This window comes from Globicatella sp. PHS-GS-PNBC-21-1553, assembly GCF_033564055.1.
Taxonomy (GTDB): domain Bacteria; phylum Bacillota; class Bacilli; order Lactobacillales; family Aerococcaceae; genus Globicatella; species Globicatella sulfidifaciens.
Genome location: NZ_CP085470.1, coordinates 2475481 through 2495504 on the forward strand (window position 1 = coordinate 2475481; position 20024 = coordinate 2495504).

At 34.3% G+C, this 20024-nt stretch carries 20 protein-coding genes and 1 riboswitch; of the genes, 2 read left to right on the forward strand and 18 right to left on the reverse strand.

Translation table 11 applies throughout. The features are described 5' to 3' along the window. Positions 1–140 precede the first annotated feature (140 nt). Together LB888_RS11800 and LB888_RS11805 are read right to left on the reverse strand one after the other, a co-directional pair. On the reverse strand, positions 141–1367 hold the full coding sequence (locus tag LB888_RS11800; RefSeq protein WP_318753069.1) for a DUF2079 domain-containing protein: 1227 nt from the start codon (positions 1365–1367) through the stop codon (positions 141–143). Beyond that, a complete protein-coding gene (locus tag LB888_RS11805; RefSeq protein ID WP_318753070.1) occupies positions 1328–2152 on the reverse strand; it encodes a hypothetical protein in 825 nt (274 codons plus the stop codon). Before LB888_RS11805 ends, LB888_RS11800 begins: the two co-directional genes overlap by 40 nt. A 490-nt stretch (positions 2153–2642) precedes the next feature. Here LB888_RS11805 and LB888_RS11810 point away from each other — a divergent pair, with 490 nt between their 5' ends. Beyond that, positions 2643–3092, forward strand: coding sequence for a hypothetical protein (locus tag LB888_RS11810; RefSeq protein ID WP_318753071.1), 450 nt, complete (start codon positions 2643–2645; stop codon positions 3090–3092). Between the two features lie 214 nt (positions 3093–3306). Here LB888_RS11810 and dapB read toward each other — a convergent pair whose 3' ends face one another. The 3 genes from dapB to lysA form a co-directional block, all read right to left on the reverse strand. Beyond that, positions 3307–4080: a 4-hydroxy-tetrahydrodipicolinate reductase gene (gene dapB, locus LB888_RS11815; protein WP_276934286.1), complete on the reverse strand. Its 774-nt coding sequence runs from the start codon at positions 4078–4080 to the stop codon at positions 3307–3309. Between the two features lie 2 nt (positions 4081–4082). Continuing rightward, positions 4083–4979, reverse strand: a complete 897-nt coding sequence (gene dapA, locus LB888_RS11820; RefSeq protein ID WP_318753072.1) for a 4-hydroxy-tetrahydrodipicolinate synthase — start codon at positions 4977–4979, stop codon at positions 4083–4085. 322 nt (positions 4980–5301) lie between these two features. Continuing rightward, a complete protein-coding gene (lysA, locus tag LB888_RS11825) occupies positions 5302–6597 on the reverse strand; it encodes a diaminopimelate decarboxylase (protein WP_318753073.1) in 1296 nt (431 codons plus the stop codon). Positions 6598–6681: 84 nt separating this feature from the next. Next, positions 6682–6828, reverse strand: a riboswitch (Lysine riboswitch). Between the two features lie 191 nt (positions 6829–7019). On the opposite strand from lysA, the gene LB888_RS11830 reads away from it, so the two are divergent. Beyond that, positions 7020–8006 (forward strand): aspartate-semialdehyde dehydrogenase, encoded by a 987-nt coding sequence (locus LB888_RS11830; RefSeq protein WP_318753074.1) that lies wholly within the window; start codon positions 7020–7022, stop codon positions 8004–8006. A 66-nt stretch (positions 8007–8072) separates the two neighbouring features. Here the strand turns inward: LB888_RS11830 and LB888_RS11835 are convergent, their stop codons facing one another. From LB888_RS11835 to LB888_RS11895, 13 genes are all read right to left on the reverse strand, one after another. Next, entirely contained in the window at positions 8073–8675 is a 603-nt protein-coding gene (locus tag LB888_RS11835) for an ECF transporter S component (protein WP_318753075.1), read from the reverse strand. An 18-nt stretch (positions 8676–8693) separates the two neighbouring features. Further along, entirely contained in the window at positions 8694–8990 is a 297-nt protein-coding gene (locus LB888_RS11840; RefSeq protein WP_276648612.1) for a HesB/YadR/YfhF family protein, read from the reverse strand. 131 nt (positions 8991–9121) lie between these two features. Continuing rightward, the gene (locus tag LB888_RS11845; protein WP_318753076.1) at positions 9122–9757 is read right to left on the reverse strand and encodes a response regulator transcription factor; all 636 of its coding nucleotides are present in this window, start codon (positions 9755–9757) and stop codon (positions 9122–9124) included. An 8-nt stretch (positions 9758–9765) separates the two neighbouring features. Beyond that, the gene (locus LB888_RS11850; RefSeq protein ID WP_311919872.1) at positions 9766–10824 is read right to left on the reverse strand and encodes a sensor histidine kinase; all 1059 of its coding nucleotides are present in this window, start codon (positions 10822–10824) and stop codon (positions 9766–9768) included. Beyond that, positions 10821–11567 (reverse strand): cell wall-active antibiotics response protein LiaF, encoded by a 747-nt coding sequence (gene liaF, locus LB888_RS11855; protein ID WP_311919873.1) that lies wholly within the window; start codon positions 11565–11567, stop codon positions 10821–10823. The genes LB888_RS11850 and liaF overlap by 4 nt, the downstream gene beginning before the upstream one ends. A 135-nt stretch (positions 11568–11702) precedes the next feature. Continuing rightward, a complete protein-coding gene (greA, locus tag LB888_RS11860; RefSeq protein WP_078755341.1) occupies positions 11703–12182 on the reverse strand; it encodes a transcription elongation factor GreA in 480 nt (159 codons plus the stop codon). Between the two features lie 72 nt (positions 12183–12254). Continuing rightward, positions 12255–12878, reverse strand: coding sequence for a uridine kinase (udk, locus tag LB888_RS11865; RefSeq protein WP_276932420.1), 624 nt, complete (start codon positions 12876–12878; stop codon positions 12255–12257). Positions 12879–12996: 118 nt separating this feature from the next. Beyond that, positions 12997–14256 carry an endolytic transglycosylase MltG gene (gene mltG, locus LB888_RS11870; RefSeq protein ID WP_318753077.1) on the reverse strand — a complete coding sequence of 420 codons (1260 nt, stop codon included), beginning with the start codon at positions 14254–14256 and terminating at the stop codon, positions 12997–12999. A gap of 230 nt (positions 14257–14486) precedes the next feature. Further along, a complete protein-coding gene (locus LB888_RS11875) occupies positions 14487–14789 on the reverse strand; it encodes a DUF1292 domain-containing protein (RefSeq protein ID WP_066123959.1) in 303 nt (100 codons plus the stop codon). Positions 14790–14803: 14 nt separating this feature from the next. After that, positions 14804–15244 (reverse strand): Holliday junction resolvase RuvX, encoded by a 441-nt coding sequence (gene ruvX / locus LB888_RS11880; protein WP_311919877.1) that lies wholly within the window; start codon positions 15242–15244, stop codon positions 14804–14806. Then, positions 15244–15510 carry an IreB family regulatory phosphoprotein gene (locus tag LB888_RS11885; RefSeq protein WP_066123963.1) on the reverse strand — a complete coding sequence of 89 codons (267 nt, stop codon included), beginning with the start codon at positions 15508–15510 and terminating at the stop codon, positions 15244–15246. The genes ruvX and LB888_RS11885 overlap by 1 nt, the downstream gene beginning before the upstream one ends. A 526-nt stretch (positions 15511–16036) precedes the next feature. After that, positions 16037–18694, reverse strand: a complete 2658-nt coding sequence (gene alaS / locus LB888_RS11890; protein WP_318753078.1) for an alanine--tRNA ligase — start codon at positions 18692–18694, stop codon at positions 16037–16039. Positions 18695–19061: 367 nt separating this feature from the next. After that, positions 19062–19865 carry a Cof-type HAD-IIB family hydrolase gene (locus LB888_RS11895; protein WP_318753079.1) on the reverse strand — a complete coding sequence of 268 codons (804 nt, stop codon included), beginning with the start codon at positions 19863–19865 and terminating at the stop codon, positions 19062–19064. Positions 19866–20024 lie beyond the last annotated feature (159 nt).

Genomic DNA, 20024 nt, shown 5'->3' on the forward strand with positions numbered 1-20024 from the left:
GATTAAACTTTACCATATTTTACCCTAGAAAAAAAGAATATAAAATTTAATGGATAAATACCTTTCAAGTCCCCTGAACTCCTCATCATTATTTGACTGAAACTAATTTTGGCTAACATAAGTGTCTAGCTTGTCCAATCCTATTCTTGATTAAGAGGTTGATCGGCTTTTTCTAAAATTAAAATAAAATCACTTGATAACTCACTGCTGACATACCCTTGTTCCATATATCGATTGACAATTTTAGCTTCCTTACTGCTATTATTTAATAAGTTATATTCAAATACAATATAATCCAGCTCATGATCAACCTCTCCATTTTTATGGTAAAAAAGATCATATACTTCATGGCGGTCAGCTAGAGCTGTTGTGTAATTAGAGAGGGAAGCGACTTTAGCTGTTGCTGGTATGTTAGCTAAAGTAGTCTTTATCGACTCATAGTGAACTTGATTTTCTTGATAGGTTTGCCATTTATCTATTTTAGGTAATACTAATCGTACTTGTAATCCTGAAGAGACAATAAGAGCAAACACTAGCAATCTTTTAGCCGTCAACGATAAAGTCTTTCGTTGATCTTTAAGCATTTCATAAACAGCAATCATGAATAATAAAAACAACAAGGTACTAGAACCATAATGATACTGCTTAAATAAGTCCACTTGGTAAGGCCAGTCACTCAATAAATTAATCACTAATAATGGCAATAACAGTACATAATTAATCAAATGTTTTTGAAATAATGGTAATAACCCTAGTGAGCATAATAAAGTTACTAAATAAATTGTTTTGCGATAGGTAAATACACTGGCAATCGTATAGACCGGATTTTTCAATGCGTTCATCACAGCAAATTTTAATCCTTCTTGATCACCAATCATAAAATTAGCAAAACGTGATGTCATCGCCCCGGTACCAACCGTTTCTAAATAATGAATGACACTGACGAAATAAATGGATGGCAATAATAAACAAACGATCGCAATCGTCCATTTCGTTGATTTGTTAAAGTTAAACGATTGTTGGAATAGAAAATAAATCCCTAAACTCAAAATATAAATCGTAGCATCTTCCTTAATAATTAAAGTTAAAATAGTAAATAGAACAATTAAAACTTTATTCTCAATTAAAACAGCGTAGAATAACCATAACAGCATTGGTGCTAAAAAACAGTTTTCGTGATAGTCATACAAATGTCCTGTCGTCAAACTAGGGAATAATAAATAGACTAATAGTAAAAGATAGGTAAAGGTCTGACTAAAAGACAAGCGTTTAGCAATTAAATAAACCGGAACAACACCAGACGCAACCAATAATATTTGACTAACTTCTAACGTTTCTGCATAAGGTAATATAGAATAAATTGGCAATAATAAATAATGGATGGGTGAAAAATGGACTGAGAAATGAGATAAAAGACGATCACGTTCAAGCGTCGTGACCGGTCCCGCCCCTTTTTCATATTGGCAAACATTTGCGTAAAGATTCCCATATCAAAAGTCGGAGTCTCAAATATCTTTACTTTTGCTATCATGATGGTTGAAAGTAGGATAATTTGCAACACCAATATTATTCCCACGACCATTGGCAGGTGTCTTTTATACTTTTGTAACCATCGTAGTTTATTTTTGAAGCATAACAATGTTCCTGATAAAACACTTGATGACAGGATGACCGTCAAAATATTTTTATCATTCTTAGTTAATTCAACTAAAAATTTTTCCGCTATCGCAACCTCTGACGGATTGAACATAAAATAAATGTCCATTAGCATTAGCAGGATGATACCCAATAAATAGATATCGCCATATCTTTTTTGATTGAGGCGTCGATATAAATAAGCAACAAATAGCACTAACATTGATCCTAAAGTAACCATCATACTTTTACTCATAAAAGCAAAAATATTAAAAAAGAGCATGAATAATATGATAAATAATCGTTCACGCCATGCTTCTAATTTAAATAGTTTTTCAAATAAGAATAGTCCCCCAGTGATCACTGAACAACTAATAATGACCATCAAAAAAGAAAAATCATTATCTAAATTTCCGTATAAACCATATTGCTGTTGTGTAAATATTGAGATAATCGCATAAATTAAATACCCATTTAAAAATGGAAAATAAAAATCTGTTTGTTTTATCTTATTCATAAGTTATTTGTTCATCCTTATTATAATAATTTGATTGGCATTTCAATCTTATCTTTATCAAGAAAGCTAGTCAAGATTGAACTATAAAATTATTATTAATGCAATCTTATTTTTATTTCTTTAATAGTTAGCAATTAATTCATAGCGCGCTCTGTCTTTAAATAAAAGTAAAACAAGACCCACTGCTAATTTTTCCACCATTTTAAAGCTAGCTGTTTTTCAAAGGTGATTGCTAGCAACCCTTTCATCATAAAAACGGCATAAAACAAGCGTCTTTCTTACGTGTTTTATGCCTCTTATTATGATACTAATCTTCAGTTTTCCAAGCTCGTCAATGAAGCTGGGCATAAACTTGATAAATTTAGTCAAAATTATTGTTCGTTAATTAATAGCGCAGTGGTTGAGTGGCCTCAAACTGCGTCTTAAAGAGATTGGTCCTCAACTTGGTAAATTCAATCAACTTATTGCTCAGTAATTAAATGCGCAGTGGTTGAGTGGTCTCAATCTGCGTCTTAATGAGGTTAAAGATAAATTTGGTAAACTCAATCAAGTTATTGTTATTAAATTAAAAGCGCAGTGGTTGAGTGGTCTCAACCTGCGTCTTAATGACGTTAAAGATAAATTTGGTAAACTCAATCAGGTTATTGTTATTAAATTAAAAGCGCAGTGGTTGAGTGGTCTCAATCTGCGTCTTAATGACGTTAAAGATAAATTTGGTAAACTCAATCAGGTTATTGTTATTAAATTAAAAGCGCAGTGGTTGAGTGGCCTCAATCTGCGTCTTAATGAGGTTAAAGATAAATTTGGTAAACTCATCAATCAAATTATTGTTATTAAATTAAAAGCGCAGTGGTTGAGTGGTCTCAACCTGCGTCTTAATGACTTGCTTGAGACCTACTCAACTGTGCGGGGGTGGACAGACAAAGCGAAAATCATTTGATTTTCTACTTTTGGTCCACTCCCAACTGTGCGGGGGTGGACAGACAAAGCGAAAATCATTCGATTTTCTACTTTTGGTCCACTCCCAACTTTGGGGGGTGGACAGACAAAGCGAAAATCATTCGATTTTCTACTTTTGGTCTACTCCCAACTGTGCGGGGGTGGGTAGACGAAGCGAAAATTATTTGATTTTCTACTTCTGGTCCACTCCCTATCTAGCGCATCAAATCACTCATGGTATATAGACCCGCGGTTTGTTGTAATAAGAATTCAGAACAAGCTAAGGCTCCTTGCACAAATAACTCTTTATTGTTTGCCTGGTGTTTTATTTCAATGACTTCATGATGATTGGCAAATAAAACAATATGTTCCCCTACAATATCACCACCCCGAATTGCATGGACCGCTATTTCTGAATGTGGGCGCCCTTCTCCAATTCCACTGCGACCATAAATAACTTCTGTTGTCTCTTCAATTGCTTGTTGTGCCGCTTCTAGTAACATTAGTGCAGTTCCACTAGGAGCGTCTTTTTTATAGCGATGATGTTTTTCAATAATTTCAATATCATAGCCTAATGGATATAATGTTTTGGTTAATTGATAAATCGTCTTTTGAACGACAGCCACTCCGATACTCGTATTATTGGTGTCAAAAATAGGTACATATTTGCTAGTCTCTTTTACTAAAGCTAGTTGGTCGTCAGAAAGACCAGTGGTAGCTAGTAAAAGAGGTAATTGTTGTTCCTTCACAAATTGTAACAACTCGTTAGTTAATGCAGGTGAAGAAAAATCAATGACTACATCAGGTTTAATAGATTGTCCTGCTACATATTCTGCTAACTCTTTAAAATTATAAAAAACTGGAAATAATTCATCTTTTTCCGGACTCTTTTGTAATCCGGCATAAATTTCAATATCTTGTGTGCTGTCGGCATATCGGATGATTGCTTGTCCCATTGCGCCACTAGATCCAATGATTATTACTTTCATCTTTACTCTCCCTTTTTATAATGCTTAACTACTGGTAACAAACTTTCGAGTTCTGTTTTAACTTGTTCACTCGGTTCCCATAATGGTAAACGATAGGTATTTTGGTTATACCCCATTAAATGCATCATATATTTAACTGGAATGGGATTCACTTCTACGAATAAACTATCAATTAATCTCGCATAATCATTTTGTAATTTATGTGATGTCTCAGTATCACCTTCAAAATAACTTTGACATATTTGATGCGTTTCTTGTGGTAAAATATTCGCTAAAACCGAAATGACGCCTTTGCCTCCTAAAGCCAAGATGTCATAAATCAGGTCATCATTGCCAGAATAAATAGCAAATTGATCTAAATCGACTTGTTCAGCTAAAGCTTTGGTATAGGATAAATCGCCCGTTGCATCTTTAATAGCTACAATATTTGGATGTTGCGCTAATTCAACAACTTGTTCAACTGTTAAGGTTGCCCCAGTTCTACCTGGCACATGGTATAAAATTATTGGAATCGAGACAGCATCAGCAATTTTAGTAAAATGCAATAACATGCCCTGATGATTCGCTTTATTATAGTAAGGCGTCACTAATAATAAGGCATCGGCTCCTGCTACTTCTGCTTTAGTACTTAATTCAATGGTATGTCTTGTATCATTAATACCTGTCCCGGCAATAATCGGAATTTTTCCTTCTACTACTTCAACCGCACGTTTAATAAGATTAATTTGTTCTTCGTCTGTCAATGTAGAAACTTCACCAGTCGTTCCCGTTATGACTAATGCATCTGTTTGATTTTCTAAATGGAAGGTTAACAATGCATCAAAAGCTGGCCAGTCAATGGCGCCGGTTTCATCAAATGGTGTAATCAATGCTACTGCGGATCCTTTAAATATTTCCATTATTATTTCCTCCTGTATTTTTTCAATAATGTTGCGTTTTGAACATATTAGCTTTTTTAGCGTGTTAGCTTTTTTGCTTTTTTAGCGTTATTAGAGTTTTTAGAGACTTTAGCGCCTTTTTAACGTTTTTTGCTTTTTTTCTATTTTATCCCCTTATTTTAAAGGCGATGGTTTTTCAACTTTTAATTAGATTGTCCCAATGGTTTGGCTATCACTCTATTACGTTTTGAGCATAATTTTTATATTTCAGTTTTTTATCATTCTGCTATTCAAGTAATTTTAATGCTTAATAATGTATTAAATCTGTTAATGGATGTATATCTTAATCCAATTCATTTTTCATCATATCTTCAAACGTTTCTCGCTTAACGGTTAATCGATGATGCGCGCCATCAATATGAATCATGGCTGGGCGTGCGAGTCGATTGTAATTACTAGCCATTGTATAATTATATGCCCCGGTTCCATTGACTAATAATAAATCACCTGTTGCTGCTTGTGGCAGTGTTATGTTTTCAATTAATTTATCGCCACTTTCGCAAGCTTTACCGGCGACAGTATACTCAATTGTTGCGGGTTCGGTAATTTTATTGGTAATGGCTGCTTCATATTGCGCCTGATACAACGCTGGTCGAATATTATCACTCATTCCGCCATCAATAAAAAGGTAATGCTTGCCACTTACAGTATCTTTTAAATCACCAATCCGATATAAAGTACTGCCAGAAGCATTCACTAAAGAGCGACCAGGTTCGATACAAATTTTATTTAATTGTAAACCTAGTCTGACACTTTCTTTTTCAATATATTTTACAAACTCAGGTAAAAATTCAGCCATCTCGAAGGGCTGGTCTTCTTGAGTGTAATAAACTCCAAAACCTCCACCAAAATTGATTTCAGTAATCGGATAATTCGTTTTTTCTTGTGAGGTTTGTGCAAATTCCATCATTGCCAATGACGCTTTAAAAAAGGACTCACGATCAAAGACTTGACTGCCGATATGGCTATGAAATCCAACAAAATTCAAAAACTGACTTTCATGTAATTGGGTAATGAGTTCAAAAATTTGGTCATCAAATATACTTTCACCAAATTTGGAGTCTAAACTAGCTGTTTGTATATATTGATGCGTATGAGCTTCCACACCAGGATTAATTCTCAATAGTACTTTCGGTCGTTTATTCAGTTTCTCAGCAATTTGCTCTAAGCGTTTGGCCTCCATGCGATTATCTAATACAATCGTCCCTACTTCATTTTGTAAGGCATACACTAGCTCTTCATCCGATTTGTTATTGCCATGAAAATACATTTTATCAGGCTTCACTCCGGCCGCTAAACCAACGAAGATCTCCCCAGCACTAACGACGTCCTGTCCTAAACGTGATACTGCGATGATTTTGGCTATCGCTTTCGTCAATAAGGATTTAGAAGCAAATAGCACTTGTGTCTCAAACAAGTCTGAGTGAAAATTTGCTGTATAAGACTCTATTCTTTTGCGAAAACTAGCTTCATCAAAAATATATAAAGGTGTTCCATATTGATTCGCTAACTCCTGATAAGAATGACCAGAGTGAACTAATTCACCATTGACAATGTTTTGGTAAGTTTCAAGTTTCATATTTTTCCTCCATATAAGAAAAACGACCACAAACATCTAGGTTCGCGGTCGTCAAATAAAAATAGTCTGATTTTCACTGTCCTAGTTAATGATTACACTTTCTAATTAACTGGACGGTTAATTAGAACAGTGACAAACTTATTCAGCTTGCCCCCAACAACAATAGTGTTGTTTCGGCGAAATCCCCTTTCCCTTTTAGGTACTCTTGTCATCCGCGCCTCGCACAAAAACTTATTCAATTGAGTTTACTATAACAGTCATTAAGGTATAAGTCAAACAATATTAAAGGATAAAGAAAAAAAGACTGTTATCTCGAATAAGATTGTTTTTTAATCAATGTCTAATATTTACTTGACTTATTTTCTATTTATAGTATTTTTAATATTATCGGTATGCTTATAAAGCATGGAGGAGGAATCATCATGACAAAAAAATATAATGTTGCAATATGTGGAGCAACAGGTGTTGTTGGACGCAAAATGATTCAAGTCTTGGAAGAAAGAAATTTCCCAGTGAATCAACTCTTTTTGTTTGCTTCAAAACGTTCCGCTGGAAAAACATTAACTTATAAAGGCGAAACCGTCACCATTCAAGAATTAACAGAGGACTCTTTAAAGGCTCCTATTGAGATCGCCTTATTTTCAGCTGGTGGCGAAACATCATTAAAATATGCGCCGATTGCGGCCAAAAATGGTGTCTTCGTCATTGACAATAGTTCAGCATGGCGCATGGATGACACGGTTCCTTTAGTAGTACCTGAAGTGAATCCGCAAGCATTAAAGGCTGATAATAAAATTATTGCCAATCCTAATTGTTCAACAATCCAATCGGTAGTTCCTTTAATTGCTTTAAAACCTTATGGCATCAAACGGATTGTTTATACAACTTATCAAGCAGTTTCAGGTGCTGGTAAAGAAGGAATTAGTGATTTAGAAAATCATGAAACCAATAAGTTTCCTTATTCAATCAATGATAATGTCTTACCACATATCGATACTTTCCTAGAAAATGGTTATACTAAAGAAGAAATCAAAATGATCAAAGAAACGCAAAAAATTCTAGAACAACCAGACTTAAAAATAACAGCTACTTGTGTGCGGGTACCCATTCATACTTCCCATGCAGTGTCAATTAATATTGAGTTAGAACAATCATTTTCTTTAGATGATATTCGTCAAGCCTTCAATGATTTAGACGGTGTCATCGTGCAAGATGATCCACAACATAATCTTTATCCCCTACAATCAAAAGCAACGGATCATGATGGGGTATTTGTCGGTCGTATTCGCCGTGATGAATCAGTTGCGAATGGACTTAATCTTTGGGTCGTTGCTGATAATTTAAGAAAAGGTGCTGCGACTAATACCATACAAATTGCTGAATCTTTAATTGAACAAAACCTTATTTAAGCATTAAAATATCTAGTGGGGAGATGCTAATCAAAGCATCTCCCCACTAGATATTATTTTATATCATTATTTTCTTCTTGAACTGTATTTAACGGCCGCTAGTAATGGTGGTGTCACAATTCCAGAGAATAAAAATTCTGGCACCCCATTCGAGATGACAATCCCCCATAAGACTTTCCATAAATGAGCTGATGTGTCCGCACCTAAGGCTTGCATACCTCCATTGGCTCTAAATAAACCAATAAATCCCAACACAATAGCTGTATTAAGTAATGAACCTAAGGCGCCTAATAAGATATGGACCATCTTCGAATTTTGTAGATTTTTGCTTAAATTATAGTAAATAGCACCAATAATTAAAGGCATTAAAAATCGTGGCAAAACTGAAATAATCGGTGAATTAAATACCATTGCCGCCATTAAAGAATTGGGCATAATTAAGGCTCTTAACCAACTATTAATCCCCCAAAATGTTCCAACTAGAACGCCTTCTTTAATCCCTAACCAAAGCGTTGCGACAATCACGGTCACATGAACAATCGTGACCGATAATAAAGGTGTATTAATATTGCCTAAAAAAGGGACCCAAGTTTGAATAAAGACTAATGCAAAAAATAATCCTAATTTGACAATATTACCCGTTTTAGAATTTGAATATGTTTTTTCCATTTTACCTCATCCTACTATTTATATTTTTTTATATACATATTTTGGCTCTTGCAATTTTTCATCAAAATCGACAATTAAATCATAGCCATCAAAATACCATTGATCATTTTCTTCAATAAAGAAAAGCACTCCATTGTCTGTTACTGTAGAAGCAATCGGATTTAAAGGTTGATCGGGTTCAATTCCAATTGTAAAACCATCATTGATTGGACTTTTGCCATAGATTCTCGTTTTAAATCGGATACCAAATCCTTCATTTAATCCTACTTCGTCTTTAAACCATTGGGCAGCTTTTGGATTAACCATAATTTGCATTGATTATAACTCCCTCTAACATTTTATTTGCTATTTTCCATTATACTCTTTTTAAAGCGCTTTTTGTAGTGAAAAACATTGAATTGCAAAAAATGATATATAAAATATTCTTATAAAAATGAAATACCCTCTTATGGCTCGATTAAATTATGTTTAAAAGCATAAATGGTTGCTTGGGTCCGGTCTTCTACTTCTAATTTTGATAAAATATTGCTAACATGGGTTTTAACTGTTTTTAGGGTAATAAACAATTCATCGGCGATTTCTTGGTTTGAATAGCCTTCACCAATTAATAATAAGACTTCATGTTCACGACTGGTAAGTTGATCATGCGGTTTAGGTAGACTATCATAGTGTTGTTTATCTAATATTTTATCTGAAACTTCTTTTTCAATGACTGTATCACCTTGATAAGTAGCACGAATCGCATCTGCTATTTCATTCGCAGAGGAGGTTTTGAGTAAATATCCGCTGGCACCACTGTCCATTGCCGGAAATACTTTTTCATCGTCCAGAAAAGAGGTCACAATAATAATTTTCGCCTCTGGCCATTCGGCCACAATTTTTTTGGTAGCTTCAATACCATCCATTACTTCCATCACTAAATCCATTAAAATAATATCGGGTTTCAATTCTATCGCTTTTTGGTATCCTTGTAGACCATTTTCTGCTTCGGCTACTACCTCTATATCGGGTTGAACCATTAAATAAGATGTCACTCCTAAGCGCACCATTTCATGATCATCTACTACTAAAACTCGTATCATACATTCCCCTACTTTCTGTTAATTGGTATTTTAATATCAATGACAGTCCCTTGATTTGGTAGACTGTTAATTTGAATGATGCCCCCAAGACTTGCGATTCTCTCACGCATATTGGTCAAACCATAGCTGCCAACTTTTTGATTGGCTTTAGTATCAAATCCTTTACCATCATCGATGATTTTTAATTGCACATTGTCATCTATTTCATGTAAATAAACCTCGAATTTGGTTGCTCGTGCATGTCTTAAGGTATTGGATATCGCTTCTTGAACAATTCGAAATAAATGATCTTCAATGCCACTTTCTAAGCGAATCTCATCTAATTCCCAGTAAACGACTTGAGGGATTTTAGGTTTTAACTCTTTTAATAATTGAGTAATCCCTTCTTTTAGAGATTTATCGGATAGCTCAATCGGTCTTAAATGTAGTAATAAGGCGCGCATTTCAGTTTGAGCATTATTAATAATTTCCTCAACTTTAGCTAATTGTTTTTGCGTGGGTTGTGGCATTTCTTTGGCACTGGTTTCGTTAATTGCAGATAACATCATCATTGATGCAAATAACTGTTGGCTCACCGAATCATGTAATTCTCGAGCTATCCGTTGACGTTCCTGTTCGATAATCTCTTCTTTAGTTTCGGTACCAACAAAGGTAGGAGCCGCTGAAAATTCTTGTAAGTCTGTTGATATTTGGACTATTTTATCTCTTAACGTTCGAATATCTTCATCCACTACCTTATAAGGTTCATACCAATTAGGTGTTTTTTTCTCAGTTGAAAATGCTGGGTGTTGATATTTGCCTAATATTAACCAATTAATTTTCGCGTGGATATTTTCATAGGGTTCACTCAAACCTATCGAATACACAAAAGAGCAAAATAAAGAGATAATCAGTATAAAACTTAAAATGACTCCCCATAAATTAAAGTTCCAAAAAATATTATAGGTTAACACCGACCACTCCATGATTTGCATACCTTCAATTAATACTACCAATAACAAAATCACTGTTGTCATCAAAATCACAAAATGGGAAATAAATAATTTAAACCATAAACGTAATGTCATAAGCGAATGACCTCCACGTCTCCAAAAACAGAAGAAATCATAATTTTAAGTTTACGATTATTTTTTTGGTAATCTGGACTTTCCCATAAAAAACTATCGTTTAACAATGAAAATTCATCTTGTTCGTAAATAACTCGTCCGTTGATTAAACTGATATTCATTTTCAACGCTATTTCGTGAGGCACAATGACGCGTGTCCGTCCGAATAATTTACGAATAACCACCACATTTTCTCCTTCCGGTAAGATGGTTCTGCCTAAATCAATAATCGAATCGCCTCCAAGCGCCACAATATTAATATCATCCCACTCAAATATTTCTTTTTCTTCATATTGTTTAACAATTGATTTTTTATAGACTAAACTACGTTGTTCAATCTGAGGTCTTACAACTTTAACACCGACATAAGCTTTGTTGTTTTTAAAAGGATAAATGTATGATTCACGAAACCAAATTATTTCATTCCCTTCTTTCGTTTGAAAAATGGCTAATAATAATAAAACGATTAACATAAAGCCTAAAAAAGCATACGAATCGATTAAAACATTACTTAAAATAAATAATCCTAAAAAGAATAATATATTTCGTTTTATACCTACTGGAATAAAAAAAGACCCAACCATTAACACAATCGCACCTATAAAAAATAGAAAATTGCGAATATTACTAAATAAATCAAAAGCAACTAGCGCTAATGAGATGGCTACAAAAACCCAGATATATTTTTTTAACCAATTACGCATAGTGCACCTCCATTATATTATATAAGTTTATTATCCATTAATTTGGTAAAAGACTCAATAGACTTTAGTCGGAAAATAAGAAAAGTGAAGCATACTATTCGATAAAAACAGTATCCTTCACTTCTTAAATAACTACTATTTTTTTGAAACTTTTACTACTTTTACGTCAAATGATCCACCAGGTGTTTCCACTGTTACCGTATCATTCACTTTGGTTCCTAATAAAGCAACTGCAATAGGTGATTCATTTGAAATTTTAGCTTCTAATGGATCTGCTTCGGCGCTCCCCACGATAGTATAAGTTTCTTCTTCACCGTCTGGTAATTCAATAAATGTAACAGCGCGTCCTAATGTCACAACATCATCAGCTACATCTTTATCATCAATGATTTCTGCAAATCGAATCATATTTTCTAAAGTTGAAATACGTCCTTCGACGAATGCTTGTTCATCTTTAGCAGACTCATATTCTGAGTTTTCAGATAAATCCCCAAAACTTCTAGCGATTTTAATACGTTCGATAATTTCTTTTCTTTTTACTACTTTTAACTCTTCCAGTTCAGCTTCTAATTTAGCTTTCCCTTCTTGTGTCATTGGAAATACTTTTTCTTCCAATCTGTCTCCTCCTAATACAACTTAATGTCAAAATTTAGTGTTATCATAACACGTTCCTATATGTTTGTAAATTTAATTTTCTAAAATAGATCTAACCTTTGTGGCTAATAAATCGATGGCCACTTGGTTATAACCACCTTCTGGAATAATGATATCGGCATAACGTTTAGTGGGCTCAACAAATTGATGGAACATGGGTTTAACCACTTCAACATATTGATTAATCACTGAATCAACGGTTCTGCCACGCTCATTAATATCGCGTAAAATTCGACGAGCTAAGCAAATATCACTATCAGTATCAACATAAATTTTAATATCTAATAAATCCCTTACTCTTTTATCATCCAAGATCAAGATGCCTTCAACAATAATTACATCTCGTGGCTCTTGATGAATTGTTTCCGTACTTCTGGTGTGGTTGGCAAAATCATAAACCGGTTTATCGATTGTTTCACCCTTCATTAGTTTTTCTAGATGTTCGATAAACAGATTGTTATCAAATGCTAAAGGGTGATCGTAATTGGTCTTTAATCTTTCTTCGAATGGTAAATGTGTTTGATCTTTATAATAAAAATCTTGTTGCAAAACGAGTATCGACATTTCTGAAAATATTTCTAAAATGCGTTTACTAACACTGGACTTTCCACTACCTGACGCACCCGCTACACCAATGACAATTGGTCTCTTGGACATTATTGAATTACCCCCAATTAAAATATAAAGGAAGGTTGGCGAGATTTCTCGACCAACCTTCAAGTTAAAATATAACTAAATTTTAACCGTATTTGCTTATAACACTAACATTAAACCATTATTCTGATGATTCGTCAACTACTTCTGGCATAGTTTCTTCATTTTCAGGTGATAATGTAGTAGTTTCTGGTGATTCTGATTCATTTTCATTCTCACTTTGAGCCCGTTCTATCGATTCTTGACGCTTATTCACATATTCTTCAACCAAGGCATCATGCTCTTCAATAGTGGCAGAATAATAAATATCACCGGTATCTAAATCCGCCACAAAGTAATAATAATCATTCCATGTTGGATTGAGCACTGCTTGTATCGCTGACATACTTGGTGAATTAATCGGTCCTGGGGTTAATCCATTATACAAGTAAAGATTATAAGGTGAATCTACCTGCGTATCCTCAATCGTTACAAATTCCTTATGCGTATCTAAAGCATAGAGTACGGTAATATCACTTTGAATCGGCATCCCTGCTTCCAAACGATTAAAGAATACCCCGGCAATCATTGCCCGATCATCATCCGTTACGCCTTCACGTTCAACAATCGAAGCTAGCGTTAAAATTTGATGATAGGTCATCCAATGAACGTCTACTTGTTCGCGTACTTCTTGGAAACGTAAATTCCCCGTTTCAACCATTTTAGTAATTAATTCATTAGCACTCATACCGGCTATATAATCATACGTTGCTGGATATAAATATCCTTCTAAAATATAACGCACCCCTTCATGGTCCTTAATTCCTTCCATCAATGAAGGGAATTTAGTGATTAAACTATCGATAAAAGTTTCATCATTAACTGTTTTTAGAAAATCTTCTTCCTTGATGGAAGTATTTTCAGATACTAATTTTGCGATGTCTTTAACTTGCATACCTTCTATGATCGTAATCTTTTTGTCCGCATCCACGAAAATCGGCTTACCACCCGCTTTTATTTGCTCGATGATTTGATCAGCATCCATTGTTTGACTAAATTCATAAGTTCCAGCTTGCAAGTCAGATAAGTTTTTTGATCTCATATAAAATCTAAAAATCTCAGCATTCTTAATTAAGTTATTTTCTTTTAATAAATTAGCAATATCTGAACTTGAACTGCCGATAGGGACTGTCACTTCTACCTTTTCACTATTATCAGGGTTTACTGGTTTTAATGATTGAGAATAATACCAATAAAACCCACCCATCGTTAAGAGTAAGGCGATTGTAATCCCTAATATGATGAATTTTACAATTCGGTTCGTCCATTTTTCTTCCTTTAAACTAAGAGTTTCACGTTTTTTAGCTTCTTCTCTCAAGTTTTTCCAATCTATCTTACCCACTTAGTACCTCCTACAAGGCTTTTTAAAAATTATATCAAATTTTGAAAATGATAGCTATTAATAAATAGTTACAAATTGAGGTTATATATTGATATTAATGCTAAAAGGAGCAGAGAACCCAATTTTAGTGATAAAAATTGGATTAGACTCTACTCCATCATAGTTGATTAAAAATAACTTTGATTAACTATTTATAAATTCAATGATTGCACTAAAGTTATTAAAAATTATTACTCATCTTCTTCGGCTAAGAATGTATTTAAGACTTCCTCAACCATATCCCATTCAGCATCCGTTTCAATTGGACCTAATGCACCAGAAGTGCCATCTTCTTGCTCAACATATGAAAATGCTTGTAATTCAATATCTTCATCGTCTGATGCCCCTGCAGGATAAACTAATACATAACTTTTACCGTAGTCATCAGAATCAAAAGTAAATAAAATCTCGTATAAAGATTCATTTCCCTCTTCATCAATGATCGTAATATACTCATTTTCATCGTGTTCATGATGATCGTGTGTATGTGGCATAAATAATTGCTCCTTTATAATTTACTCTTTTTATCTAAATAATTTTGCAAAATAATCACTGCCGCCAACTTATCAATGACTTGTTTTCGCTTCTTTCTTGAAACATTTCCCTCATCGATTAACATTCTTTCAGCTTGGCTAGTAGTTAAACGTTCATCTTGAAACTCAATCTTTATTTCTGGCATTAAATCTTTCAATCTATCGCCATAGGAACGACTCGCTTCCACCCGTGGCCCTTCAGTATTATTCATATTTTTGGGTAATCCAATCACGACGGTGTCGACATCATATTCTTTAATCAGACTCATTATTCTTGGATAACCAAAATCACCACTGGTTTCATCGATTTTAATAGTTTCTAAACCTTGAGCAGTCCATCCCAATAAATCACTAACCGCAATTCCTACGGTATGACTGCCAACATCTAGTCCCATAGTTCGTTTATATTTTGCCATTATAATTCTTTGTCTTGATGGGTAATGTAATAAGTCAATACTTTCTCTAAAATTTCATCACGTTCATGACGTCGAATTAAATTTCGCGCATCATTATGACGCGGAATATATGCTGGGTCTCCAGATAGTAAGAATCCAACGATTTGATTAATCGGGTCATACCCTTTTTCTTCTAAAGCAGCATATACTTGCTCAAGTGTCTCACGAACAGTCTTTTTATTTAAATCATCTAATTTAAACATAATTGTTTCGTCTAAAGTTTGCATAATTTCACCATCCCTTTCATTGTTAATATTATACACCATTTTTTTAATTTTTGACAATTATTTATTAAATTGTACAAGAATCATCGTAAAAAGAGTGAAAATTTTAGGCTTTTCTTCTCAAAAATAGCAATTCTCTCCCACTCTGAGTGTTATTACAATGCTATCTTATCATAAAATTAAACTTAAATGCTAACTATTTGATTTTATGTTTCAATCAATTTTAAAGTCTGCACAAAAATTGATTCATTCATTCAAATGATTGTGCATTAATGGTCATTGCAGTGCTTGGATGATAGCAACCTGTATTTTAAAGACAAATTTTAATACAATAAAACTTACGGTCTTCTAGACAAACGTAGCGAAAATCAAGCGATTATCTCATTATGGCCATTGGCTAAAAAAAGAGTAGCAAGCACAATCCACGATTATCCTTCACTACTCTTTTAATCATGATATTAATCCATTAAGTTTCTATTTACAGTCGATTATGGATTATAGGTTATTTCATCGAGCTGGCATTTGACTCTTACAATTCAATCACTTCGGCTAATAGTGTTGGGATTTGTTCCATTAAGTTTGGAATTTGGTCGGGTTGTTTACCTCCCGCTTGAGCCATTTGAGGACGTCCTCCGCCGCCACCGCCAACATTTTTAGCTAACGGTTTAATTAAATTACCTGCTTTAAGACCACTTTGAACCGCTTCGTCAGACACAAAGACCATCATATTCACTTTATCTTCAGCCACTTTGGATACTAAGACTAAGACATCTGAAGCTGCTTTTTGACGCCAAACATCCCCTAATTGTCTTAAAGCATCCATGTCTTGGCCATCTAGATTAGCTTTAATTACTTGATATTCACCAATGGTCGACACATCGTTAAAGATGTCATCCGCGCCTTGCTGTAATAATTTGCTATTAAGTGACTCTATTTTACTGTGAGCATCTTTTAATTCATGTTGAAGTTGTTCGATGCGGTTAAGTAATTGATTCGCTTGCGATACTTTTAAAGCCGCTTGAACATCATGTAAGAGCTGTTCTTGTTCTTGATAATAACGGATGGCTGCACCTGCTGTGATCGCTTCGATACGACGAATACCAGCCCCAATACCTGATTCAGATAATAATTTAAATGTCCCAATTTCTTGAGTATTTGATACATGAGTACCACCACATAATTCAATAGAAGAATTACCAATATTGACGACGCGTACAATATTACCATATTTTTCACCAAATAATGCCATAGCACCTAAAGCTTTAGCCTCATCGATTGGCATCTCACTAATGTCCACATCGATAGCCGCTTGAATGTTTTGGTTTACATGTTGCTCAATGAGAACCAATTCCTCTTCCGTCACTTTACCAAAATGAGAGAAGTCAAAACGTAGACGATCTGGTCCAACATAAGAACCAGCTTGATTAGCATGACTGCCTAACACATCTTTAATTGCTTTATGTAATAAATGCGTTGCGGTATGATTCTTATTAGTATTGATACGATGTTGACGATCTACAGCTAAAGTATAAGATTGCTCCTCATTCAAAGGTAGAGCTTTCGTTTGAATTAAATGCATAAACTGACCATTAGGAGCTTTTTTAACATTTAAGACTTCACCTAAAATTTCTTCACCATCAAAAATATAACCTTTATCAGCAATTTGGCCACCCATCTCAGCGTAAAACGGACTACGATTGAAGATAACCCATCCTTGACTTTCTTTTGGTAATTGTTCAATGCGTTTATTATCTTGTACGATGGCTTTAATCGTAGCGTTGCTAGATAATTGTGTATAACCAACGAATTCAAATTCAGATTCGATATTACGGAAGACATCTGTTTGTACACTCATACTTTCCTCATTTGAACGAGCTGCACGGGCACGTTCACGTTGAGCTTCCATTTCTACTGCAAAACCTGCAGTATCAACTGTAAATTGATTATCAGCTGCTAATTCTTCCGTTAATTCTAATGGGAACCCGAAAGTATCATATAATTGGAATGCTTGTGGTCCTGAAATTTCTGTTTCATTGTTTTGTCGAGCTGTTTCAATGATATCTAATAAGTGTTTTTCACCTTCTTCAATCGTTTCATGGAAACGTTCTTCTTCATTTAAGATTACCTTCTGAACAAATTCCATATTTTGATTTAACTCTTGATAATAATCACCCATTATTTCCACGATAATTGGGACTAATTTTGATAAGAATTTATTCGTGATTCCTAATTTACGCCCATGCATCACGCTACGACGGATTAAACGACGTAAAATATAACCGCGACCTTCGTTGGATGGTAAAGCCCCATCACTAATAGCAAACGTTACTGCACGAATATGATCCGCAATCACTTTAAAGCTTACTTGTTTATCGCCAGCACTTTCATATTCAATGCCATCCGTTAACTTCGCTATAGCATCAATAATTGGTATGAATAAGTCAGTTTCAAAGTTTGTTGGAACATCTTGAATAACCGAAGCCATCCGTTCTAATCCCATACCCGTATCGACGTTTTTATTTGGTAATGGTTGGTAAGTATCATCTGGTAAATGGTTAAACTCAGAGAATACTAAATTCCAAATTTCTAGCCAGCGTTCATTTTCTCCTCCTGGATAATTTTCAGGGTCATCAGCCGCTAGATTATTGTATGCTTCACCACGGTCATAAAAAATTTCTGTATCAGGACCACAAGGACCCGCTCCAATATCCCAAAAATTATCTTCAACCGGTACTAGATGATCCGCAATAAAACCTGGTTGTTGCTTCCAAATCTCAGGGGTTTCTTTATCTTCTGGATAATATGTCATGTATAATTTTTCTGGTTCAAAATTTAACCATTTTTCCGAAGTTAAAAATTCCCATGCCATCGCAATGGCTTCTTCTTTAAAATAATCTCCGATTGACCAATTACCTAACATTTCAAATAAAGTATGGTGACGTGCAGTATAACCCACGTTTTCAATATCATTGGTACGGATACATTTTTGTGAGTTGGCAATCCGTGGATTGGAAGGAACTTCGGTTCCATCAAAATATTTTTTTAGTGTCGCCACACCTGAGTTAATCCATAATAATGTTGGGTCATTGACAGGGATTAATGAAACACTCGGACGAATTTCATGTCCTTTTTCAGCAAAGAAATCTAAATACATTTGACGAATTTGATTGCTTGTTAATTTTTTCATGCTGTTCTCTCCTTAAAAATATAAAAAGAACCGTTATATACAAGGGCGTTTTGTCGCGGTACCACCTTGCTTATAACGATTCATCATTATGTCTTTCTTATTCTTTAACGCAGAATTTACGCTAATTTTTCAATTAGTAAAAACATGAGGTAGCACTAATTTGAATGATATCTTTCACCTAACGATATCTCTCTTTAAGCACAAATTAATATGTCCTTTGTCTCCTACATTATAGTTGACTTAAGCCTGCTATGTCAAGCCTTATTCAAACTAACAAAATGAGTCTTTTTGTTGGATTGTTTCTATTTTGACTGTTAAAAATAGTTTTATTAAGGTTTCCCAATAGATTCAATTAAGCTGGTTAATATTATGGGAAATATTTATCAATAATCGGAATTAAGCCATCTTCATCATTAGATAAAGTAATTTCATCAGCTAATGACTTCAAATAGTCGGTAGCGTTGCCCATCGCAACCCCTACTCCAGCGACTTCTATCATCGCAGCATCATTATTACCATCACCACAAGCTACAACATTTTCAGTTGTATAGCCTAAGTGCTCTACTAATGTTTCAATCGCGGTTCCTTTATTAACTTCTTTATGCATAAATTCAATAAAAAATGGTAATGAAGTAGTAGCATAAGTATGTTGACCAAATTTACCTTGTAATTCTTGGTCACAACGCGCCACATCTTCTGGTTTACCTACACCGATAAATTTTAATTGTGGTGTGTCAATATTAGCAATGTATTCCGCATCATAACGCATTGGTAACTTTGTTAAATAAGCTTCAACATCCGAATTTTCACGTTCTTTATCAACAACAATCGAATCTTTATCGTAAGCGATGACCGATAAATTGTTTTTCTGTAAATACTCAATGATGTCTTTTTGTTCTGAAACTTCTAGACGCTTATTATAAAGTTCCTTTTCATCACTCATACGCGTAATAACCGCACCATTAAATGAAATAATATACGATTCGTTCGCATCTAAATGTAAATCTTTGGCCGTTTTTAACATTGAAGCTGTAGGACGACCACTAGCTAATACTAAAATATAGCCTTTCTTTTGTAATAACATTAATTTATCACGAGTCGCTTCAGTTAGTTGATTGGTACTGGTTAATAAAGTGCCGTCGATGTCTAAAATTAAAAATCTGTAATCCATAATACGCTCCTTTAGTTCAATTTGCCACTTTATTATACCCAATTATGCCAAAAAGGTAAACAAGAGCAAAACCTTACCCATTTTTGTAAAGATAAGCCTCCATGATAATGATTTATTTTTCTGGAAACTGCCAGGGGTTTTCGGAGTTTACACCGTTTA